Origin of the sequence: Anoxynatronum sibiricum (genome assembly GCF_039414295.1) — a bacterium.
Lineage (GTDB): Bacteria > Bacillota > Clostridia > Peptostreptococcales > Tindalliaceae > Anoxynatronum > Anoxynatronum sibiricum.
In genome coordinates this window covers 66919-90289 of record NZ_JBCITM010000010.1, presented here as the reverse complement: position 1 = coordinate 90289, position 23371 = coordinate 66919, and the positions used below count along the sequence as shown (strand labels likewise).

The 23371-nt window shown below is 51.4% G+C and carries 20 protein-coding genes and 1 other annotated feature; of the genes, 15 read left to right on the top strand and 5 right to left on the bottom strand.

Translation table 11 applies throughout. From position 1 onward, the window contains the following. Positions 1–98 precede the first annotated feature (98 nt). From AAIG11_RS10885 to AAIG11_RS10850, 8 genes are all read left to right on the top strand, one after another. Positions 99–1010 carry an MBL fold metallo-hydrolase gene (locus AAIG11_RS10885; RefSeq protein ID WP_343186276.1) on the top strand — a complete coding sequence of 304 codons (912 nt, stop codon included), beginning with the start codon at positions 99–101 and terminating at the stop codon, positions 1008–1010. A 47-nt stretch (positions 1011–1057) separates the two neighbouring features. Then, positions 1058–1756 carry a response regulator transcription factor gene (locus AAIG11_RS10880; RefSeq protein ID WP_343186275.1) on the top strand — a complete coding sequence of 233 codons (699 nt, stop codon included), beginning with the start codon at positions 1058–1060 and terminating at the stop codon, positions 1754–1756. After that, positions 1753–3162, top strand: a complete 1410-nt coding sequence (locus AAIG11_RS10875) for a sensor histidine kinase (RefSeq protein ID WP_343186274.1) — start codon at positions 1753–1755, stop codon at positions 3160–3162. Before AAIG11_RS10880 ends, AAIG11_RS10875 begins: the two co-directional genes overlap by 4 nt. Before the next feature lie 122 nt (positions 3163–3284). Further along, on the top strand, positions 3285–4655 hold the full coding sequence (locus AAIG11_RS10870; protein ID WP_343186273.1) for a PhoH family protein: 1371 nt from the start codon (positions 3285–3287) through the stop codon (positions 4653–4655). 155 nt (positions 4656–4810) lie between these two features. Further along, positions 4811–6049, top strand: a complete 1239-nt coding sequence (locus AAIG11_RS10865; protein WP_343186272.1) for a GGDEF domain-containing protein — start codon at positions 4811–4813, stop codon at positions 6047–6049. 123 nt (positions 6050–6172) lie between these two features. Continuing rightward, a complete protein-coding gene (locus AAIG11_RS10860) occupies positions 6173–6838 on the top strand; it encodes an HAD family hydrolase (protein ID WP_343186271.1) in 666 nt (221 codons plus the stop codon). A gap of 57 nt (positions 6839–6895) precedes the next feature. Continuing rightward, complete coding sequence (locus AAIG11_RS10855; RefSeq protein ID WP_343186270.1) at positions 6896–7342, top strand: hypothetical protein; 447 nt, start codon at positions 6896–6898, stop codon at positions 7340–7342. A gap of 50 nt (positions 7343–7392) precedes the next feature. Next, positions 7393–9486: a PAS domain-containing protein gene (locus tag AAIG11_RS10850; protein ID WP_343186269.1), complete on the top strand. Its 2094-nt coding sequence runs from the start codon at positions 7393–7395 to the stop codon at positions 9484–9486. Positions 9487–9539: 53 nt separating this feature from the next. Here AAIG11_RS10850 and AAIG11_RS10845 read toward each other — a convergent pair whose 3' ends face one another. From AAIG11_RS10845 to AAIG11_RS10825, 5 genes are all read right to left on the bottom strand, one after another. After that, the gene (locus AAIG11_RS10845) at positions 9540–10253 is read right to left on the bottom strand and encodes an ABC transporter ATP-binding protein (protein ID WP_283410071.1); all 714 of its coding nucleotides are present in this window, start codon (positions 10251–10253) and stop codon (positions 9540–9542) included. Continuing rightward, a complete protein-coding gene (locus AAIG11_RS10840) occupies positions 10246–11016 on the bottom strand; it encodes an ABC transporter ATP-binding protein (RefSeq protein ID WP_343186268.1) in 771 nt (256 codons plus the stop codon). Before AAIG11_RS10840 ends, AAIG11_RS10845 begins: the two co-directional genes overlap by 8 nt. Then, positions 11013–12074: a branched-chain amino acid ABC transporter permease gene (locus AAIG11_RS10835; protein ID WP_343186319.1), complete on the bottom strand. Its 1062-nt coding sequence runs from the start codon at positions 12072–12074 to the stop codon at positions 11013–11015. The genes AAIG11_RS10840 and AAIG11_RS10835 overlap by 4 nt, the downstream gene beginning before the upstream one ends. An 8-nt stretch (positions 12075–12082) precedes the next feature. Next, a complete protein-coding gene (locus AAIG11_RS10830) occupies positions 12083–12976 on the bottom strand; it encodes a branched-chain amino acid ABC transporter permease (RefSeq protein ID WP_343186267.1) in 894 nt (297 codons plus the stop codon). 158 nt (positions 12977–13134) lie between these two features. Then, positions 13135–14340: an ABC transporter substrate-binding protein gene (locus AAIG11_RS10825; protein ID WP_343186266.1), complete on the bottom strand. Its 1206-nt coding sequence runs from the start codon at positions 14338–14340 to the stop codon at positions 13135–13137. A 323-nt stretch (positions 14341–14663) separates the two neighbouring features. Here AAIG11_RS10825 and AAIG11_RS10820 point away from each other — a divergent pair, with 323 nt between their 5' ends. From AAIG11_RS10820 to gatB, 7 genes are all read left to right on the top strand, one after another. Further along, positions 14664–15734 carry an HD-GYP domain-containing protein gene (locus AAIG11_RS10820; protein ID WP_343186265.1) on the top strand — a complete coding sequence of 357 codons (1071 nt, stop codon included), beginning with the start codon at positions 14664–14666 and terminating at the stop codon, positions 15732–15734. A gap of 79 nt (positions 15735–15813) precedes the next feature. Beyond that, positions 15814–17058 carry an adenosylhomocysteinase gene (locus AAIG11_RS10815; protein ID WP_343186318.1) on the top strand — a complete coding sequence of 415 codons (1245 nt, stop codon included), beginning with the start codon at positions 15814–15816 and terminating at the stop codon, positions 17056–17058. Positions 17059–17339: 281 nt separating this feature from the next. After that, on the top strand, positions 17340–18272 hold the full coding sequence (locus tag AAIG11_RS10810) for a S1C family serine protease (protein ID WP_343186264.1): 933 nt from the start codon (positions 17340–17342) through the stop codon (positions 18270–18272). A 109-nt stretch (positions 18273–18381) separates the two neighbouring features. Further along, positions 18382–18657, top strand: a binding site (T-box leader). Between the two features lie 92 nt (positions 18658–18749). Continuing rightward, complete coding sequence (gene aspS / locus AAIG11_RS10805) at positions 18750–20036, top strand: aspartate--tRNA(Asn) ligase (RefSeq protein ID WP_343186263.1); 1287 nt, start codon at positions 18750–18752, stop codon at positions 20034–20036. A 78-nt stretch (positions 20037–20114) separates the two neighbouring features. Then, positions 20115–20402, top strand: a complete 288-nt coding sequence (gene gatC, locus AAIG11_RS10800) for an Asp-tRNA(Asn)/Glu-tRNA(Gln) amidotransferase subunit GatC (protein ID WP_343186262.1) — start codon at positions 20115–20117, stop codon at positions 20400–20402. A gap of 11 nt (positions 20403–20413) precedes the next feature. Beyond that, on the top strand, positions 20414–21892 hold the full coding sequence (gene gatA / locus AAIG11_RS10795; protein ID WP_343186261.1) for an Asp-tRNA(Asn)/Glu-tRNA(Gln) amidotransferase subunit GatA: 1479 nt from the start codon (positions 20414–20416) through the stop codon (positions 21890–21892). Beyond that, on the top strand, positions 21889–23325 hold the full coding sequence (gene gatB, locus AAIG11_RS10790) for an Asp-tRNA(Asn)/Glu-tRNA(Gln) amidotransferase subunit GatB (RefSeq protein WP_343186260.1): 1437 nt from the start codon (positions 21889–21891) through the stop codon (positions 23323–23325). The genes gatA and gatB overlap by 4 nt, the downstream gene beginning before the upstream one ends. Positions 23326–23371 lie beyond the last annotated feature (46 nt).

Here is a 23371-nt window from a genome sequence, read left to right as displayed (position 1 = left end):
CTTCAGGCGGCTTTGCCGATGACGATTTTACTGATACAATACCCGTAGAAGCTGAAATAAAACACTTGGATCAAAGTGAAACAGGAGGCGAAACATCAATGCAACCCAGACTCAAATGGCTGACAGAATCAGTGGCCTATATACCGGCGCCGGTGAATACAGGGGTGTTGGTTCATGAAGCAAAGGGGATTTTGGTGGATACGGGTCTTGACAAAGATCATGCCAACAAAATGATCAGAGCACTGGAAGCTGAAAACATTACACCCGTTGCCATTATCAACACCCATTCCCATGCCGATCACTGTGGCGGGAATGCTCAACTGCAGCAAAAGCGGGATTTGCCGGTATTTGCTCCACGGCTGGAAAAACCCTTTATTGAAGATCCTTATCTGGAGGCTTTTGGACTTTTTGGCGCAGCCCACCCGCCGGCAGCCCTGCAAAATAAATTTCTCAAGGCAACACCTTCCCGGGTTACCGGTGTCTTTGAGCCCGATGACAGCATCTGGCATTGGCAGGACTTTCAGATTACATTGGTCCCGTTGCCAGGCCATTCGCCCCAGCAAACGGGAATTCTCTGTGAGGGTGTTCTGTTTGCCGCCGATGTGCTGCTGGGGGCCGAATACCTGGATAAGCACCTGATCCCCTTCAACTCTGACGTGGTACGCCATAGGGAGTCGCTTTTACGTTTAAGAGATCTGGTGGTGGATTGGTGTGTGCCAGGCCATGGAATCCCCATGGAGGATCATCGCCCCGCTGTTGAACGCAATCTGGCTGCTCTTGATCTCATTGATGACTGGATCCTGACGAACACACAGACACAGGCAACGCTGGATGAACTGCTCTGTCATTTTTGCAGTCATCATGGAGTGGGGATGGAAACCATCTCTCAGTACCATTTGTACCGCACTGCTTTTGCAGCTCATGCCAGTGGATTGACAGAAATGGGGAAATTGTGTCATCGTGTGCAGGGCGGCAAGCTGTTTTGGGAGGCAGCATTCTCAAAGAATTGACAGTACTTTCGGGAATACCAATGCCTTTGGGGGAGAGGAGATGAGGCATGAAGCATGTTTTGATTGTTGATGATGAAAGCCGTATGCGCGAACTGATAAGAGAGCATTTGGAAGCCCATGGATACCAGGTGACAGAAGCAGCTGACGGCATGGCAGCCCTGGCGTTGTTTCGGGAAAAACCCAAAGAATATGAGGCCATGATTCTGGATGTGATGATGCCTGAGCTGGATGGGTGGTCGCTGTGCCGTGAAATAAGACGGCATTCAGAAGTGCCGGTGATTATGCTCACAGCCAGGGGAGAAGAGTATGACAAGCTATTCGGGTTTGAGCTGGGAGTGGATGACTATCTTGTGAAGCCATTTAGTCCCAAAGAGCTGATGGCGCGTCTGAAGGCGGTGCTGCGGCGAAGTGAAGCCGCCGGAGCCACGCCCGGAACCACGAAAGATCTCCTGGAGTTTCAGAGATTGGCAATTGATTTGGCAGCCAGGCGGGTGACGGTTAATGACGCCCCGTTGAAAATGACCCCCCGGGAATATGAACTGCTGGTATTCCTGGCACAGCATCCAGGGCAGGCGTTCAGCAGGGAACAGTTGCTGAATCAGGTCTGGGGCTATGATTTTGAAGGGGAGGACCGAACGGTGGATACCCACATCAAAATGCTCCGTGAAAACCTGAGACCCTATAAACACTTTATTGTCACCGTATGGGGGCACGGCTACAAATTTGAACCGGAGGAAGGGCCATGAAACATCTTTCAACCAGGATCATTGCCATTCTTTTCCTGCTCACAGCCACTACCATTGGTATTCTTTGGTTCTATCAGGTGGTGTTTTTGGAGGAGCAGTACATTAATCGCAAAATCAGCGGCATTCAACGGGAAGCAGCCCAGATCTATGAAGTGACCGGGCCAACAGATGAGAATGAGCTGGAAGAAGCCCTGGAAGCCTTTGCATATCGCCATCGACTAAGCCTTGAAAGGATCAGTCCTTCAGGAGAGTTGATCGCCAGCAGTTACACATCAATGGGGCCTGGAATGATGCGATCCATGGGGCGCATGACTTCCAGTGTCCATGGATCAGAATCCGGTGTTCAGCGGCGGACGGTTTCCATGGGTATGGGGAGCACCCGCTTTCAGACAGAATTGCTGCTGGTAAGCCTGCCCCAGCTGCAAAACGATCAACTGGTGGAAACCCTGCAGGTGATCATTCCCATGGAATCGGTGTCAGAAACAGTGGACGTACTGAAAACACAGTTGGTGCAGGTAAGTCTGCTGCTGACAGTTTTCACCATCATCATCGGTTGGCTGCTGGCCCGCATGGTGGTGAACCCCATTCACCAGTTAACGGAAGCCGCTCAGCAAATTACTGCCGGTAAGCTTGATATAAGGGTGCCCATCCAGAGTCAAGATGAAATAGGCCGGTTAACAGAAAACTTCAATGAAATGGCAGCGCAGCTCAACCAGGTGGAATCCTTGCGCCAGGAGCTCATCGCCAACGTTTCCCATGAGTTGAGAACGCCGTTGAGTTTGATTCAGGGATATGCGGAGACCATTCGGGACCTCAGTGGTGAACAACCAGAAAAGAGGAATCGACACGCCGGGATTATCATTGACGAAAGTCAGCGCCTCAGTCGCATTGTGGATGACATTCTCCACCTGTCACAGCTGCAGGCGGGTGAACTGAAGCTTGAAAAACAGCCTGTGAGCCTGTGTCAGGCAATCATGCATACGGCAGAAGCCTTCCAGCTGCTGGCTGATCAGCACCACATACAACTGGAAGCAGTCTGTGAAAATGCCTGTCAGGTGATGGGGGACCCCCGGCGGCTGGAACAGGTGCTGGTGAACCTGTTAAGCAATGCCTTTCAACACACACCGAAAGGCGGCAGTGTTCGTATGGAGGGGAAAATTATACAGGATCAGGTGCGCATCAGCATTACTGATACTGGGAGCGGCATTCCGGAGGAAGAGCTGGAGGCCATCTGGGAACGCTATCACCGGTCGCGACATCACATGTCTCAAAGCTTTCATACAGGTTCAGGACTGGGGCTGGCCATTGTGAAGCACATTCTGGAAGGTCACCAGGCCCGTTTTGGCGTCACCAGCCGCCTGGGAGAGGGAACCACTTTCTGGTTTGACATGCCGGAAAATCCATAAAATTTACCATATCTTTTCATTCGGCGACACGTCAATGGGGTATGATGAGAGTAAGCGGGTACCGAATGAATCGGCAGATGACATGCCGGGAAAGAGTCTTTCAGGATAAAGGAGCTGAACCGATGATCAAAAACTATGTCATTGATACCAATGTGATGATCCATGATCCACTGTTTCTCTATAATTTTCAGGATAACCACCTGATTCTTCCCCTGGTGACGGTGGAAGAACTGGACGGCCTTAAAAAAGCCAATGGCATGGTGGGTTATCATGCCCGGCAGGTGCTGAAAGAACTGAACCGTGCCAGGGAATGGGGTAATTTTGTGGATGGCATTCCCTTGCCGGGAGGGGGAAAAATTCGCATTGAAATGAATCATACTGACGTGTTGAATTTACCCGAAGGTATTGATACCAAGAAGAATGACAACCGAATTCTGGCCATCGCCAAAAATCTGGCAGATAAAGATCAGGAACGCCCCACCATTTTGGTCACCAAAGACATGTGCATGACCGTGAAAGCTGATGCCTTGGGACTCAAGGTGGAAGACTATGAGACCGACAAGGTGCGCACAGAAGATCTGTATCAGGGATTCAGCGAAGTCATGATGTCTTCTTCTGATATCAATCAGGTTTATGCCGGCGGACTTCTGGTGCCTACAGCATTTGAAGAACCGGTGTATCCCAACCATTTCTTTCATGTGAAAAGTCAGGACCAGGCGGGGCATGAAATCCTGGCCAAGCTGCGTAATGGTAAGATAGTGCCCCTGGAGTACACCAACGAATACACCTGGGGAATTAAACCCATTAACCGGGAGCAAAAAATGGCCATGGAACTCCTCCACGACCCGCACATTCACTTTGCCAGCATCATGGGCGGGGCCGGCAGCGGCAAGAGTATTCTCAGCATTGCCTATGCGCTGCAGGCAGTACTGGAAAAAGGTCTTTTCAGAAAAATTATTTTTGTGCGCCCGGTGGTACCTGCCGGCAATGACATTGGGTTTTTGCCCGGAGAAGAACGTGAGAAGCTCAAGCCCTGGATGCAGGCGTTCTATGACGCAGTGGATAACCTTTTTGACTTGAAGCAGAAAGCGAAACCGGAAAGTGGCGGCCAGATCTATCGAAAAGGTGAAAAGCCGGATTTCTCAGTGGAACATTTCATCAGCACCTATATGGATGCAGGCGTTCTGGAGATGAAAACTTTCAATTATATGCGTGGACGCACTTTGGCCAATGCACTGGTCATTGTTGATGAAGCCCAGGAAACCACACCTCACCTGGCAAAATTGATGCTTACCCGGGCAGGAGAAGGGGCGAAATTCCTTTTTCTGGGAGACCCTTCAGACAACCAGATTGACAATGTGCTGGTGGATTCCAAGTCCAACGGACTGGTGTACACCGTTGACCGCATGAAAGCCTTTGATATTACCGGCCACATCACCCTGCGACAGGTAGAGCGGAGCCCGCTGGCTCAGTTGGCAGAGAAAAACATGTAATCGTAAAAATCAATACCGGATGACAATGCTTTCAAAACACCCCCTGACTGGATCATGAACAGCGCCGGGGGTTTTTTGGCATGAATCCAATGGTATTTTGAGAAGACTTGGAGAAAAAAATCACATTCTGACGAATAAGCCGGCAAAAGAATGGTATGATTGTACTATGGATCAAAGCAAAGAAAGGGGTGCTGTCGCTGGATACCATTTATCTTCTTAATCGATTAACATGGCTGCTTTCTCTGGTTACCAGCAGCAGCATTGTTCTTCTGGCTGCCTTTCACCCTTTCAACGATGAGGTGATACAACGTCGCAGCCGGGTCTTTGTGGTACCGTTGACGTTGTTTGTAATGAATGCCCTTCACTTTACACCTGGTCTGCGCATTGAGCAGGTGCTTTGGCTGGGAGATGTGTTGGTTCTAACACTGGTGGTGCTGATCATCCCCCTAAAAGAGCGGGGAAAGGTGATGGAAGGCATCTGGGTGCCCTTTGTGTGGATGCCCATTGCCATGGTATTACTGACTCGAATGCTGTATGAAAGAGCAGCTCATTTGCTGGAGAACATCCCTGATCACCACATGGTGTGGCCGCTGTTACTGCTGCTGGCCATTCTTTACAGACAGGGGCGCGCCGAAGGAAGAAGGATCAGGCTGTTTTTCACAGGGAGCTGCCTATTGACTGCGGCCTATGGGGTGCAGCTGTTTGGCAGATCACTGTACATGCCTGAAGTCTCCCTGAGTTTGAAAGTGTTTGCCTACGGTTTGTGGACCCTCTCATTCTACCTGACGGCACGGGAAGAAGTGCTTTCTAGCCGCCAGGAACTGGATCAGCTGAAACGCCATTCGGAAAAAACAGCTTTTTACGCAGCGAAAAAACGCGAGAATGAACTGAATCGCACGCACCAGACACTTATGGAAAATGCCAAAAAAGACGGATTAACGGGAGCTTTTAATCGCATCAGCATTATGGATTTCATTGATGAATGTATACGAAGCAATAAACAGAAGCCCTTTGCGATTCTTATGTTTGATATTGACAAGTTCAAAGCCATCAACGACAACTATGGTCATGTCACAGGTGACAATGCACTGAGGCATCTGGCAGACACCGCAGGCAATGTGATTCGGGGAGAAGACCGGCTGGGCCGTTATGGTGGCGATGAGTTTATCATTCTGCTTCCGTCTCTGAATCTGCCGGAAGCCACGATGGTGGCAGAACGCATGCGGGAGCGTGTCAAAGAAAATTCCAAACCTCCGTTCACCATATCCATGGGGATCGCCGTGTATCCGCAGGATGGTACCACGGTGGTGTCTCTGATTGAACAGGCAGACAGAGGGCTTTATAAATCAAAGAGCAAAGGCGGCAACGCAGTTTCTCATGTGAGTGTGTTATAGAAGTCTGATATTTTCTTTGCCAGTGGAATATCATTCATAGGTGGCATCTCTCATGTGTAAGATCTCATCCATATAGGAGACTGAGTTCATACAGAAGATGCTCATCGCGACTTACTGAAAGGAATGAAGACATCAATGAAAACATGGCAGACAGTTCTGTTTGACCTTGATGGCACCCTGACAGACTCCAAACCCGGAATCACCCGGGGAGTGCAGTATGCGCTGGATCAGTTTGACATCAAGGTGGACAATCTGGACGATTTGGAGGTGTACATAGGGCCGCCGCTCCTCGATTCTTTTATGAACTTTCATGGACTGAGTGAAGTTCAGGCCCAGCAAGCACTCACCCACTACAGGTCCTATTACACCACCAGGGGCATTTTTGAACACAGCGTGTATCCAGGTGTTCCCGAAATGCTGCGGCGGCTGAAAGAAGCAGGGAAAATACTGTATGTGGCCACCTCAAAACCAACACCATTTGCCCGGCAGATGTTGGAAAAAGATGAGCTGGACAGCTTTTTTTCAGGTATTTACGGCTGTTTTCTGGATGGACGACGAACTGCCAAGGCGGCAGTGATTGAAGCGGTTCTGACAGAACAGGGGTTGGATAAGGGAGATACTGTCATGGTGGGTGATCGGGAACATGATGTGATCGGGGCGAAAGCCCATGAACTGGCTGTCATTGGTGTTCTTTACGGGTACGGCTCAGAAAAGGAGTTGACCGACGCCGGCGCCACTGAGGTGGTGGCAGATGTGAAGGCCTTGATCAACCGGTTGGAGGGAAAATAGTTCGGAGAACAGACGATATGATAAAACAACAAAGGAAAGCAGACATGAGGTGATAAAATGATGGAAACCCTGCGGGATAAGCTGGAATCTCTTTTTGAAGTAAAGCAAACCAAGTATACCGGCAAGCGGATTGCCCTGACTTTTTTATTGATAGTGCTGGCAGCCTTCAGTCTGCCCATGTATTTTCGTTATGAAACATGGGTGCATGACACCTACGCAGCTGAGTATCATGAAGTGAAGCAGTGGGTGGTGGCCTATGGACAGGATCACGGCACTTATCCTCTGACAGAGAAGATGAATCTTGATGAGGAAAAAGATCTGGCGGCATTTTTCAGCGAAAACCGTATGAATCCGGACAGACAGCTTTATTATCTTGATATGACCGCCTTCCCAAAAGTCGATGACCTGAAATATACCTATGTTTTTGATCCGGATCATCAGGCATTGTTCACCACTGAGTACATCATCTATGACATGAAACGAATGCATCTCCCGGGACGCTGAGGGAAAATCAGGCAGCAGCCAGTGACCGGTGAGCAGGAGGCCGTTTTCACATGATGGAGCGACAAACAGAAACTACTTCGATACCGGTGCTGGACAGTATGGAAAGGCTTCAGCGAATGGTAACGGAACAGGCAATGGTTAGCGACACCAACACGCTGGTGTTGTTAATGTTGCAGCAGTTAAAAGAAATATCGGGAACCAGTGTCGCCATCTGGTCAGAGTACACGAAAGAAAAAAATGTGCTGAAGGTCAGAAAAGTGGATGCAGCCAATCGTATGCTTCAAAGTGTCATACGTCTGACAGGACGGGATTTGCTAAGTGTGGAAATACCGGTGGATTTCAGGTTGATGGATTCCAAATCAGAAGGGCAGGTACTGTATTGGGCAAATCTCACTGAAGCCACCGAGGGAAAAGTGTCATTGGAAGTTTCGGCGGTGATTAAACACCTCACTGGGCTGGATCGTTTCATTTCCATCATTCACTTGCTGGATGGTCAACTCTATGGTACATCCACCATTGGCCTGTCAGCAGATCAGCCAGACCCTCCCAGGCAAATACTGGAGTTTTATGCTTCGCTTTCGTCTGTCTCCCTTCACCGGAATCAGGCTGAAGCACAGCTGGGGGCAGAAAGAAAGCGACTGGCGGATATTATTGAAGCAACACGGGTGGGCACCTGGGAATGGAATGTTCAAACAAATGCCATGGCAGTCAATGACCGCTATCTGGAAATGGTTGGGTACACCCGTGAAGAGATGGAACCCATTGATCTTGGCACATGGTATCGATTGATTCATCCGGAAGACAAGATCATTAGCAACCGGGAACTGGAGACAGTGATTGCCGGTGAACAACCCTTTTATCAGGTGGAATGCCGTCTGAGGCATAAAAATGGCCACTGGATCTGGATCATGGATCAGGGGAAGGTGGTACGATGGTCAGCCGATGGCCAGCCGCTGCTTATGTCAGGCACCCACTTGGATATTACCGCCAAAAAAGAAGTTGAGCTTGAAATTCGAAAAGAACGGGATCTTTTCGCCTCCGGGCCGGTGGTGTTTTTCACCTGGCGGGGTTCGCCGGGTTCGTGGCAGGTGGAAAGAGTCTCTGCCAATGTGGAAAAACTGCTGGGATATACCCCTGAAACCATTATGGCGCCAGATTTTGAATATGGAATGCTCATGCATCCCGATGATTACCACCAGGTGGTAAAAGAAGCTGTTGAATTTCGAAGGAATCGGGCGCCCCATTATACTCAGACCTATCGGGTGCGCCATAAAGATGGCTTCTACCGCTGGATCTACGATTATAATGTGCCGGAATACCAGCAGGATAGTGATATCATACGTATTCAGGGCTACATTCATGACGAAACGGAACGAATGATGTCTCAGGAAAAATTACGCCTTGCCAAAGAGCAGGCAGAAGCAGCCAATCTGGCAAAAAGCCAGTTTCTGGCCAATATGTCCCATGAAATACGCACCCCTCTCAACGGATTGATGGGCATGATGCAGCTTTTGAAAATGACAGCATTGGATCAGGAGCAGCAGGAATACCTGCAATTGGCAAAAACGGCTTCTGATTCATTACTGGTGGTGATTCAGGACATACTTGACTATACCCGTATAGAAGCCGGAAAAATTCAGCTGGAAGAAACGGTGTTTGACATTCACATACTGCTGAAGGATCTGGTGAGTCTTTTTCAGGTGTCGGCCCGGGAAAAAAAGCTGCACCTTGGCTGCGATGTTTCAGAAAAAGTTCCGGTAAAAATTTCAGGAGATCCTTTTCGATTGCGGCAGGTGCTGACAAACTTGGTGGGCAACGCCATTAAGTTCACTGAAAGAGGGGAAATCCTGATTCAAGTCAGACATCAGGATCATAGCAATAGCGGAATCAGTGAAGCAGAACTGGTTTTTCAGGTGAGGGATACCGGCATTGGAATCCCTCACCATAAGCAACCGGAAATTTTTGACAGCTTTCAACAGGTGGACGGTTCCACCACCCGAAAATATGGCGGCACCGGACTGGGACTGGCCATTTCGAAGGGAATCGTGGAACAAATGGGTGGCCGCATGTGGGTTGAAAGCACCGAAGGAGCAGGTAGTTCTTTTTATTTTACCTGTCCCCTGAAAGATCAAGCACCATCATAATCACAAAGCCCGCGGGTCATTAGAGACCAGCGGGCTTTGATTCAATTTAGACTTTAATGGGCTTCACCCAGATAGGCTTTTTTCACTTCTTCGTTCACCAGAAGCTCTTGACCGGTACCTTCCAGCTTGATCATGCCTGTCTCAATGACATAACCCTTGTCGGCAATTTTTAGAGAGACGTTGGCATTCTGTTCAATAAGGAGAATGGTGACACCCTGCTGTTCATGAATTTCCCGAATAATGCTGAAGATGTTTTTGACAATCAGAGGAGCCAGCCCCAGAGAAGGTTCGTCCATCATCAGCAGCCGGGGGCGGGACATTAAGGCCCGGCCAACGGCCAGCATTTGCTGTTCGCCTCCTGAAAGGGTACCGGCCAACTGCCAGTTTCGCTCTTTAAGAATGGGAAACAGCTCATAGACCCAGTCCCGGTCCCGGTTAATGTCTTTGGTATCGCTACGGCAGAAAGCACCGATGTTCAGGTTTTCCAACACCGTCAGATCCGGGAAAATCTTCCGGCCCTCCGGCACCAGTGTCAGGCCGTGGCGCACCATGTCTTTGGTACTTACTTTCAGCAGGTCTTTTCCCTCGTACACAATACTCCCGCTCACTGGCTTCACCAGCCCCACAATAGACTTCAGGGTGGTGCTTTTGCCGGCACCATTGGCACCAATCAGGGCCACAATTTTCCCCTGCTCCACACTGAGGTTGATGCCCTTCAGTGCCTGAATGCCGCCATAGGCCACCACCAGGTTGTTAATCTCAAGCATCTTCATCCACCCCCAGGTAGGCCTGTATGACCCGTTCGTTATTTTGAATTTCCACAGGTGTTCCTTCGGCGATGGTGACGCCGTAATCCAGCACATAAATCCGGTTGGAAATATCCATGACCACCTGCATATGGTGCTCAATGAGCAGAATGGTGAGATCAAACTCATCCCGAATCTGGCGAATGAAAAGGGTGAGATCTTCGGTTTCCTTAGGGTTCATGCCTGCCGCCGGCTCGTCCAGCAACAATAACTGGGGATCAGTGGCCAAGGCCCGTGCGATTTCAAGCTTTCGCTGCAACCCGTATGGCAGGCTGGAAGCCTTTTCACGGGCCAGGTCTGCCAGACCCACTTTTTCCAGCAGAAAAGTCACCTTTTCCAAAATGAGCCTTTCCTCCTTCTGGTATCCGGGAAGCCGGAACATGGCCTGATACAGGTTGGCCTTCAGATGAAGGTGCTGGGCAATGAAGATGTTATCTTCCACCGAAAGGTCTTTAAAAAGACGGATATTCTGGAAGGTGCGGGCCATGCCCTGTTTGGTGATGAGATGAGGTTTCAGGCCAGTGATATCATGATCATTGAACTGAATGCTTCCTTTGGTGGGTTTATACACCCCGGTGATCATGTTGAAGGCCGTTGTTTTGCCGGCACCGTTGGGACCGATGACAGCGACGATTTCACCCTTGTCAATGGCAAGGCTCAATTCGTTGACGGCGGTGAGGCCGCCAAACTGCATGGTAATGGCATTGGTCTTTAGCAGGCTCATTCAGACGGCACCTCCTTTTTGAGGAAGTGCTTCCTGAAAAAGTCGATGAGGCGTTGCCAGGATAACTCGGTGGTACCCATTAAGCCATTTTGGAAAAAGATGACCACAATCATCAACATGGTGGAGAAGACCACCATTCGCAAGCCTGATACGCCGGGCAGGTTAATGGGGCCGATGCGAATGGCTTCATCCAGCACCCGGAGCGTTTCAAGACCGGAAGTCACCACAAAGGCAGAAATGACAGAACCGCTCATGCTGCCCATGCCGCCCAGCACCACGATAAGCACCACGTTAAAGGTGAGAACAAAGCGGAACATCAGCGGGTTGACAGCCCCCTGGAGACTGGCCAGCAGGCCGCCGCCAACACCGGCAAAGAAGGCACCGATGACAAAAGCCAGTACCTTGTGCTTAAACAGATCGATGCCCATGCTTTCAGCTGCAATTTCATCTTCCCGAATGGCTTTGAAGGCTTTTCCGTAACTGCTGTTCACAATGGCGAACATCATATAAAGCGTTACCAGGGCAGCCCCAAAGCTCCACCAGAGATTTGTGGTGGTGGGAATGGATTTCAGGCCCAGAGCACCGTTGGTGATGCTTTGGGTATTGGTGATGACAATGCGGATGATTTCAGAGAATCCCAGAGTGGCAATGGCCAGGTAATCGCCCCGGAGACGCAGGGCTGGTGCTCCAATGAAAAAAGCCACCACCGCCGAGAGAAAACCGCCCACCAGAATGGCCACCAGAAAAGGAGCATTGAGGTTGGCAAGCGGTGCTGCAATGGGCTCCAGGAAATAATTCTGTTCCTTAACTGCCGGAGACATGGTCAGAAGAGCGGTGGTATAGGCACCGACAGCCATAAAGCCGGCGTGGCCCAGAGAAAACAGTCCGGTGAAACCGTTGATCAGGTTCATGCTCATGCCCAGAATGGCATAGATGGCACACAAATTGAGAATACGAATGTTATAGGAACTGAAATTTGAGTTGGCGTACATCAGGAAAAGGAAAAGCACCAGAATGGCCGCCAGATTCAGGATCAGATTCCGTTTTTTCTGGTTCATCTTCATGGTTACACCTTCTCTGCTGTTTTTTCGCCCATCAAACCAGTGGGTTTCACCAGTAAGATGACAATTAGTAAAATAAAGGCAAAGGCATCCCGATAGCCTGTGAGTCCGGGAAGAAAGGCAATGAGCATGATCTCGCCAATACCCAGAATAAAGCCTCCCAGTACAGCCCCTGAAATATTGCCAATGCCGCCCACCACAGCCGCAATAAAGCACTTGAGGCCGGGAATCAGCCCCATGGTGGGAACGATTTGGGGAAATTTCATGCCCCACATGATGCCGCCGAAGGCAGCCAGAATAGAACCGATGGCAAAGGTGATGGTGATGGTGCGGTCCACGTTGACACCCATGAGACGGGCGGTGTCATGGTCTTTGGAGACGGCCCGCATCCCCAGTCCGGTTTTGGTTTTATGAATGAGAAAATGAAGGCCAACCAGTAAACCCACTGTGGCCACGGGAATATAAAGAGTGAGGGCCTGCATGGAAATATTGCCGATGCGGATCACCTGTGTGAAAAGCGGTACTGTTGGGAATGCCTTGGGACGTCCGCCAAAAATAACCACCGCCAGGTTTTGAAGAAAGAAGGAAGCCCCAATGGCGGAAACCATGATGGTAATTCGGGGAGAATGGCGCAGGGGCTTATAGGCGGCTCGTTCCACCGTCATTCCCAGCAGGGCGGTCATCAGGATTGCCACCACAAAGGTAATGTACCAGGGCAGGGCAAAGAGGGCCACCCCATAAAAAGCAAAGTATAAAGACATCATAAAAATTTCTCCGTGGGCAAAGTTGATGAGTCGAAGAATCCCGTACACCATGGTGTAACCAATGGCAATCAGAGCGTAAAGACTGCCCAGAGAGATCCCGTTGGTCAGGTACTGCATGAATAAGTCAAAAGACATCTTGTCACCACCCGTAATGGATTGGAGTAGCTTTCCTGTCAGAAATCATATAAGAAAAGGATTGTTCAAACAGATGCTTCCCCTCCTGACAGGAAGGGAAGCATACTGTTCAGTTGATGGGATCGGTCTTGATCAGGTGAAAGAATCACCGGATGTGGTTATTGAGGTTCAACAGTGTCGAGGTAAGTGAAGGAACCATCCTGTACAGTTTTGATAACAGCGTTTTTCTCTGCATCACCATCGGCATTCAGGGTAATGATGCCGGCAGCTCCCGGGAATCCGGAAGTGGCAGCGATGGCATCCCGCAATGCAGGGCCGTCGGTGGTGCCAGCACGTTCAATGGCATCGAGAATCAGAATGTAGGCATCGTATCCCAATGCAGTAACAGCTGCAGGTTCCCGGTTATACTTGGCACGATAAGCCTGCAGGAAGACATCGGTTTCTTCTGTGAGCGGCGCATCTGCATCAAAGAAGGTGGAGAACACGACACCCTCAACGGCGTCCTGGCCGATATCAATGAACTCAGGTGTTTCCCAGGTGTCTCCGCCAATAAAGGGGATTTCTATACCCAGGGTTTTTGCCTGGCTGATGACCAGCGCAGACTCGGTGAAGTTGCCCGGTGCAAAGATGACATCAGGATTCTTGGAGCTGACATTCAGTAATTGAGAGGAGAAATCCTGGTCACCGGTTTGGTAATCAGAAATTTCAACAATGGCATCAGCGTCGCCTGTGAGTTCCTTGAAGGCTGCTTCAAAGAAGCTGGCAAGACCAACGGCATAGTCGTTGGAGACTTCGCGGATGATGGCTGCTTTACGGGCACCCAGGTTGTTGTAGGCATAGTTGGCCATAACCGTACCCTGGAATGGGTCGATAAAGCAGACGCGGAAATAATAGTCATTGCCCTGTGTCACCAGCGGATTGGTGGCAGATGCGGCCACAGCAGGCACCTGAGCGCCTTCAAAGATGGGACCTGCAGCCATGGAATAACCGCTGCCCCAGCTGCCGATGACGGCAACCACATTCTCCCGTTCGATGAGGCGGGAAGCAGCGTTGGCAGCTTCAACCACATCAGAGCGATTGTCCACAACCACAAACTCAACGGGTCTTCCCAAAACTGTGGGATACAGCTCGTTTGCCAGTTCCACCCCTTCAACTTCCAGGGCTCCACCGGCAGCGTTGGCTCCCGTCATGGGTTCAAAAACACCAATTCGGATGACATCACCGTCTGCTGCAGGGGTCTCGCCACTTTCTGTTTCTGCGGGCTCTGCGGGTGCGGGAGCAGCAGGCTGGGAACCGCCACAGCCACTCAACACCAGTGATAAACTCAGTAGCAGCATCATGATCAGCAATAAACTTTTTTTCACACCTCTTCCTCCTTTGTTTTCGTGGTATGCACAAATGTCTCCCATCAGTTGCCCCTTCATTATACCCCATTCAGATATGTTTGACAAAATATTTTTGCGATGAGAATAGGCAGACAGACTCTGCTAACTGAATGGAAAGTAACCCGGCTGGGTGAGTGGTCATTCTGCCACCGGCATTGTGGATGGTTGAATAATGGGATATAATAAGATTGTGGTCAGTAAAAGAAAAAGTGACCAGACTCGGCGTATGAAAAGGCATAAAAGGTATTGAAGCGCCGCAAAATGAGAGACGCAGCTAAAGGAATAGAACAGGAGAGTAAGGGATGAAACGCGTAAAAACCAGTTTTGCAGCTGAAAAAGACCGGTTGGCTCAGCCTGTGTACGATGCCACGGGACAGTTGATGTATGATAAAGGTACCTTCATGACGGTTTTTGTGCGCGCACGATTAATGATGGAAGGCCACGAAACGGTTGATGTGTATGAAGACGACATTGAATACCAGATAGATGCAGTGATTCGACCTGACTTTCAGCAGAAAACGATACTCCAACTTCGGCATTTATCCAGCATCTCTGAAATGGAGGATGCCGGTCCGGAAGAAATTGGGCTGAACATCATTCGTGCCATGATGGGATCAGTGGTGGAAGATTTTTTTAGTGAAAAAGCCATCATGAAAAAAGTACTGGACATGAGAAATGCTCAGGAGTACCTTTACCAGCACTCGGTGGGCACCATGATTGTTTCCCTGCTGCTGGGCACGAGTCTTGGCCTGGATCGGGAAGAGCTGCGAAAACTGGGACTGGCAGCGATGCTCCATGATGTGGGCATGCTGTTTGTCCCCGCCCACATACTGGCAAAGGAGAAGTTGAGCCCAAAGGAGTATGAGATGATTCAGAGCCATTGCCGCCTGGGTTACCGTTTTCTAAAGGAAAACACCCAGCTGGAAGAAACGATTTTACTGCCGGTGCTGCAGCATCAGGAGCGTTGGGATGGAACCGGCTATCCGGAGGGTCTTTCCGGTGAAGCCATCTCCCTTTTCGGGCAGATTATCGGACTGGCAGATGTGTTTGATTCCATGATTAGCGATCGTGTTTACCGAAAAGCCCACCCGGTGTCAGAGGTGTTTGAATATATCATGGGCGACGGCGGGTTGCAGTTTAATCCCCGACTGGTGAAAGAGTTCATTAAAAACATCAATCCCTATCCCTTGAACTCACTCGTGGAAATGAACGACGGCAGTCTGGGGGTCGTGGAAAAAACCAATAGTCCTTTTCACACGCGGCCCGTGGTAAAAATGGTGAAAGGACCGATGAAGGGTCGCGAGGTGGATCTCTTGAAGCAGAGAAATCTGGTGATCTTGCGCAGTGTCTCGAATCCCCGTGGATCTTCTTAGTTTCCCTGTTTCCCTATATTTTTCACTGGAGAAGATCAATTAAAAACTAAAAGAGGTGACCACATTGACAAAACCAAGTATGATTCGCAACGCTGCCCTGGCAGCGGAAGGCCATCAAAAGATCGAATGGGTCATTCGTCACATGCCCCTGTTGAGACAGTTGGAGGCTGATTTTCTGAAATCCCGCCCATTGGAGGGTATTCGTCTGACCATGTCAATTCATTTGGAAGCAAAAACCGCTTACCTGGCCAAGGTGCTGGCGTCTGCGGGAGCCCAGGTGGCAGTGACCGGCAGCAACCCTCTTTCCACTCAGGATGCCATTGCAGCGGCACTGGCAGAAGACGGCCTTGCTGTCTATGCCTGGCATCAGGCCACGCCGGAAGAATACACCGAGCACCTCCTGGCAGCCCTTGATATTGGACCACAACTCATCATCGATGATGGCGGTGACCTGGTGCACCTGTTGCATCAGGAGCGACGGGAACTTCTGAAAAACCTCTATGGCGGGGCAGAAGAAACCACCACAGGCGTGTTGCGGCTGCGGGCCCGTGCTGCTCAAAACAAGCTGGAATTCCCCATGATGGCAGTGAATGATGCTTTCTGCAAGCATTTGTTCGATAATCGGTATGGTACCGGCCAGTCTGTCTGGGATGCCATCAACCGTACCACCAATCTGATTGTTGCAGGAAAAACCGTTGTGGTGGCCGGTTATGGCTGGTGTGGCCGAGGGGTTGCCCTGCGGTCTCAGGGATTGGGAGCCCATGTGGTGGTGTGTGAGGTGGATCCGGTGAAAGCACTGGAAGCCGCCATGGATGGCTACCAGGTGATGACCATGGATGAAGCGGCACCATTGGGTGATGTGTTCATTACAGTAACAGGCTGCCGCCAGGTGATTCGTGGCTGCCACTATGCCAGCATGAAAGACGGTGCGCTGCTGGCCAACGCCGGTCACTTTGATGTGGAGATTGATATTCCTGAACTTCAGGCACTGGCAGTGGAAGAAAAAGAGGTGCGGGCCAACATCAGAGGCTACCGACTCTCTGACGGACGCTGGATTAACCTGCTGGCAGAGGGACGCCTGGTGAACTTGGGTGCCGGTGACGGTCATCCCGCAGAAATCATGGATATGAGTTTTGCCATTCAGGTGCTGGCAGTGCTGCATATGCTGCAGAACAGAGATACTCTGAAGCCAGGCGTCCATGCTATTCCCCGTGAAATTGACGACCGGGTGGCACATATGAAACTGGCTGCCATGGGGCTTTCCATCGACAGCCTCACCAGTGAGCAGCAAGCGTATCTTTCAGGCTGGGAGTCTCATGAGTAGCTTCCCCATCAATCGATTCGCGACAGCAATCACAGTGTCATCAGCCATGCATTATAATACCTGCAACAGCGCACAAAGATCGAATTAAGATGAGTTCCTGCTGCAAGTCAGAATGAAAGATGAACGCTTTTTCTGTGGCCTGTCTGTACATTTCAGACAGGCCGTGTTAAAATGAAAGCCGAATGATGATGGCATCTTTGCCAAAAAGAGCTTGCAGCGGTTTTTTCATGAGTGTTCGGGCAATGCAGCAGCTACAAGAATGAAAATCAGTGGTGATCAAAATGCCAGCGAAAAAAACCGGGCAGGCAAAAGAAGCCCCGGCAACAAAAACAAAAACCGTCTCCAAATCCCTGGCCATCACCATGATTGCCGGGTTTACTTTCATGCTACTTTTTGTCTACGGAACAGCCGGATTTTTGCTTTTTCAATACTTTCGAGAGAATCCTGGATCAGCACCAGCTGTTGCCGAAAGCCCCAGCCAGGGTACTGAAAGCTCCTTTGACAGCATGATTTCTTTGGATGAAAATGAAAGTGGGGATGTGCCGCCGGCGGAATCAGAAGAGGTACCGCTGCTGGCGCAACCTCCCATGCAAATGACTGCTGCATATCTTCGATTGGAAGAACCCCTTGAAAAATCCATGGAACAGATCGCCTCACTGAAAAAAAGTGTGGTACTGCTGGAAGCGGGGGAAAGCCAGGGATCGGGTGTGGTCATCAGTGGCCAGGGGCATGTGATCACCAACTTTCACGTGATCGAAGACTCTCCCTACCTGGTCAAGGCAACGCTTGATGCCGATACGGGAGTGGCTGGTCAGTGGGAACTTATGCTGCTGGGATACGACAGGAGCAAAGACCTGGCGCTTCTTCAGTTTAAAAGAACACGGGACATCAGTTTACAGCCCATCCCCCTGGGAAGCATTGACACAGTGTCGGCGGGCCAGCGCATTGTCACCATCGGCAGCCCCCGGGGTCTCATGAATACCGTTTCAGACGGTATTGTTTCTGGGATCAGACAGTTTGATAACACCAGCTACCTTCAGATTTCGGCCCCCATCTCACCGGGAAACTCCGGGGGAGCCCTGCTGAACATGAAGGGAGAACTGCTGGGTCTCACCACTTTCAAAGTGACAGAATCAGAAAACCTGAATTTTGCCATTTCTGCCGATGAAGTGAAAGCGCTCATTGATGCCAACCCTCATTGGGTGAACCCATAAATCTTCACCACACCTGCATTTGAGTTATCTTGGAATGCCGGCGATCAATATTTCAAAAAAAGCTTGCATAATCTTTTTCATTTCGTTATAATAATTCACAATCCAACAGCAACATGCGTTGAACGGGAGAGTAAATCCAGTATCCAACTCTCAGCGAGCCGGGGAAGGTGTGAGCCCGGCAGGCGGAACGGATTGAAGAACACCCAGGAGCATCCGACCGAACCGGCAATGGTGACACACCTACGCCCAGTAGACTCGGACGGCCGTCCCCCGTTACAGGGAACAGGTATCGAAAAGCGCCGCTTTTCCGTACCGAAAAGTGAATTTGGTTGTGAAAGCCAAATTAATCAGGGTGGCACCGCGGAAAAGATAACCCGTCCCTTGCAACAGTCTCAGACTGTGCAATGGACGGGTTTTTTGTATGGGTACCGCTGCTTAACAGGGGTAATGATGTTGATAATGGAAGGAGTTTTGATCATGGAAAGAACCTATGTGAAAACACTGCAGGGAGAATTGAATCAGGAAGTCTTGTTAAAGGGATGGGTTCATCGCATTCACGATCTGGGGCGCATCACCTTCGTGATGCTGCGGGATAAAACCGGCCTGGTACAACTGGTGCTGGAGGAAAGCCAGAAGGAAGGGCTGCGCCTGGAAGCAGCAGTGGAAGTGAAAGGTATCTGCCAGGCCAATGAAAAAGCCCCCCGGGGGCTGGAAGTGGCCGTGGCGTCCATCACCATTGTGGGGAAACCCGACTATGAGGTGCTGCCCATTGCCGTGAACCGGGAAGAGGCGGTTCACCTGGAAACCAAACTGGACCATCGCACCATCAGCCTGCGCCAGCCCAAAACCCGGGCTCCCTTCGTGGTGCAGCAGGCCATTGTGGAAGCCTTCCGTCAGTACCTTACCGCCAACCATTTTTCAGAGATTCATACGCCTAAAATCCTTTCTGCCGGCACCGAGGGCGGTTCAGAAATGTTCACTGTCAAGTACTTTGATACCCGGGCCTTTCTGGCCCAAAGCCCCCAGTTTTACAAGCAGATGATGGTGGGTGCCGGTTTCGAACGGGTCTTTGAAATTGGCCACGCCTACAGGGCCGAGCTGCATAACACCTGGCGGCACCTGAACGAATATGTGAGCCTTGATTTGGAAATGGGTTTTATCGAAAGCGAAGAAGATATCATGGCCATGGAAGAAGGCTTCATGCGGTTCCTCATGCCCTACCTCCAGGAACACTGTCAGGCAGAGCTGGAACTGCTGGGTGTCACCCTGCCTGCTGTAAAAACCATCCCCCGGCTGCCCCTGGCGGAAGCCCAGGAAATTCTCCAGGCAAAATACGGCAAGGCTTCCCCGCCGGGAAACCTGGATGCAGAGGGTGAAAAGCTGCTGTCAGCCTATATTCGGGAAACCTATGACACCGACTTTGTCTTCATCACCCGGTACCCCACTGCCAAGCGGCCTGTGTACACCATGCCCTTTGAAGATGATCCCACGGTCACCCGCAGCTTCGATCTGCTGCTGAATGGACTGGAGATCACCACCGGCGGTCAGCGGATTCACGACTACCAGCACCTGGTCAGCAACATGAAAGCCTTTGACCTGAACCCGGATGATTTTGCCTTCTACACCGAATCCTTTCGGTACGGCATGCCTCCCCACGGCGGCCTGGCCATCGGTCTTGAACGGCTCACCATGAAGTTGTGCGGCCTGACCAACATCCGGGAAGCCACCCTGCTGCCCCGGGATATGAAACGTCTGACACCTTAAAGCGTTGATGCGTGATAACCGGATGTGTACAAACCTGACACTGACAAACTGAACACTCCCATAAAGGAGGATGTGACCATGCGTATTAAGCCTGAAGAAGTGACCAAGGTGGCCCAGTTGGCCCGCCTGTCTCTCACAGAAGCAGAAACCCTGCAAATGACCCGGGAATTTGACGATATACTGGCCCATTTTGCCGTCATCGATGGCTACGACCTTTCAAAGGCCACCGCTTTCGACCCCAGCCAGGCGGCCCCGGTGCCCCTGCGGGAAGACCAGTCCCGGCTTTTTGAAGACCAGGAGAAGCTCCATCAAAACGTGAAACAGCGGAAAGACGGCCTCATCGTCGTTCCCAAAATACTGGATTAGGAGGCGGCAGCATGAACACCACCACAAGCACCATGCAGGAACAGCATCACCAGTTCATCACCCGGCAGGTATCTGCCCGGGAACTGACGGCAGCTGCCCTTGAGCGCATTGCAGCAACAGAGCCGAAAGTGAAAGCCTATCTGACAGTGTGTGACGCCGCTGCCCTGGAACAGGCAGACCGGCTGGACAGACAGCTTGCCGCCGGAGAGCCTTTGGGGCCGCTGGCCGGCGTGCCCGTGGCACTGAAAGACAATATGTGCACCGATGGCATTCTTACCACCTGTGCCTCCAAAATGCTGGCAGATTTTGTGCCTCCTTACGATGCCACCGTTACCAGCCAGCTGCAAGCCGCTGGTGCGGTGATCGTGGGAAAAACCAACCTTGACGAATTTGCCATGGGTTCCACCACCGAAAACTCAGCCTTTCAGGTGACATCCAACCCCTGGGACCTCGCCCGGGTACCTGGTGGCTCCTCCGGCGGCTCAGCCGCCGCCGTGGCCGCCGGCACCGTTTCCCTGGCATTGGGTTCAGACACCGGCGGTTCCATTCGCCAGCCGGCAGCTTTTTGTGGCGTGGTGGGGCTGAAGCCCACCTACGGGTTGGTTTCCCGCTACGGCCTGATTGCCTTTGCCTCTTCCCTTGATCAGATTGGCCCCATGACAAAAAACGTAAAAGACTGCGCCCTGGCACTGGACGTGTTGGCGGGCCACGACCGTCGGGATGCCTCCAGCCTCCAATATGCGCCAACGGCTTCATACACTGCCGGCCTTGAAGCCCCTCTCACAGGCATGAAAGCCGCCTTTCCCAAAGAATACCGTCAGGAAGGCATTGATCCGGAAATCCGCCGGGTGATGGAAGAAACGGCAGCCACCCTTGAATCCCTGGGAGTGGTCATTGAAGAAGTGTCACTGCCCTACTCCGATGCCGGGCTTTCCGCCTATTACCTGATTTCTTCCGCCGAAGCCAGTTCCAATCTGGCCCGTTTCGACGGTATTCGGTACGGTTACCGGCCTGAAAGCTTTGAAAATCTGGAAGAACTGATGCTGAAAACCCGTTCAGAAGCCTTCGGCAGCGAAGTCAAGCGGCGCATCATGCTGGGCACTTATGCTCTCAGCTCCGGCTACTACGACGCCTACTACCACCGGGCACAGCTGCTGCGCAATCAGATTCGGGAACAGTTCACCACTATTTTCAGCACCTACGACCTGGTGCTGGGGCCAGTGACGCCCGCCCTGCCCTATGTGCAGGGAGAAAAAACCGACAATCCCCTGGAAATGTACCTGGGTGACATTTTCACCGTCGATGTGAACCTGGCGGGCCTGCCGGCACTCTCCCTTCCTGGTGGATTTTCCAAATCCGGGTTGCCGGTGGGCGTTCAGTTCATCGGCGGCCATCTACAGGAATCCAAGCTGCTGCATGTGGCCTACCAGCTGGAACAAACCCTGGGCCTTGATCTTACAAGCCCGGTAGCCAAGGAGGTGCTGAAATGAAGTGGGAAACCGTCATCGGACTGGAAATTCATGCAGAGCTTGATACCAAAACCAAGATTTTCTGCGACTGCCCCACCACCTTTGGAGCCGCTCCCAACCAGCACACCTGCCCGGTGTGCATGGGACTTCCCGGCACCCTGCCGGTGCTGAATCAGGCGGTAGTGGACATGGCCATTAAAGCTGGGCTGGCCCTGGGCTGCGAAGTGCAAACCGTCAGTAAAATGGACCGAAAAAATTATTTCTATCCTGATTTGCCCAAAGCCTACCAAATCTCCCAGTACGACCTGCCCATCTGCACCGGCGGGACTGTGGATATTGAAGTGAACGGGGAGAAGAAAACCATCCGCATCCACCGCATTCACATTGAAGAAGATGCAGGCAAACTGCTGCATGACGAATACGAGCCACTTTCCTATATCGATTACAACCGGGTGGGCGTGCCTCTTATCGAAATTGTCTCAGAGGCAGATATGCGGTCGCCTGAAGAAGCTGTGGCATATCTTCGGGCAGTGCGGGCAGTGCTCCAGTACGCCGGCGTCTCCGACTGCCGCATGGAGCAGGGATCTCTGCGCTGCGACGGAAACATCTCCCTGCGGCCCTATGGCCAGGAAGCCCTCAATGAAAAAGTGGAGCTGAAAAACATCAACTCCTTCAAAGAACTGCAAAAAGCCCTGGAAAAGGAAGAAAAACGGCAAATGGAGCTGTACAGCTTTGGCGAAGGCCATAAAGTGGTGCAGGAAACCCGCCGCTGGGATGCCGCCAAAGGCCGCACCATCTCCATGCGCACGAAAGAAGATGCCCACGACTACCGGTATTTTCCCGAGCCGGATCTGAAGCCCATTCTGATTGCAGAAGCCGCCATTGAAGCGGCCAGAAGCACCCTGCCGGAGCTTCCGGCGGCCAAAGCCCTTCGCTTCAGTGAGGCCTACGGACTCACGCCAAAGGAAATCGCCATTCTCACCGGCGAAAAAGCCCTCAGCCGCTTCTTTGAAGAAACTGTGGCAGCCGGTGCCAGTGCCAAGGCGGCCGCCAACTGGATTCTGGGGGATCTCCTCCGTTGCCTGAAAGAAACCGACACCGAAGCCGAAGATCAGCCCCTGCAGGCAGATCATCTGGCAAAACTCATCGAGTTGGTAGAGGCAGGCACCATCAGCGGCACCGTGGGAAAAGAAGTTTTTCAGGAAATGTATGACACTGGCAAAGATCCAGAAGCCATTGTGGAAGAGAAAGGCCTGAAGCAAATCAGCGGCACCGACGAATTGTCGGCCATCATCAGCCAGGTATTGGCAGCCAATCCCGCCTCAGTGGAAGACTACCACAGCGGCAAGAAACAGGCACTGGGCTTCCTCATGGGTCAGGTGATGAAAGCCACCGGCGGCCAGGCCAACCCCAAACTAGCCAAAGAGATGCTGGAAAAGGCACTGCAGGCATAGGAGGACGCGTTTGGTTTGCCAAATTTTCAAGGCAGCTCTGACCAGA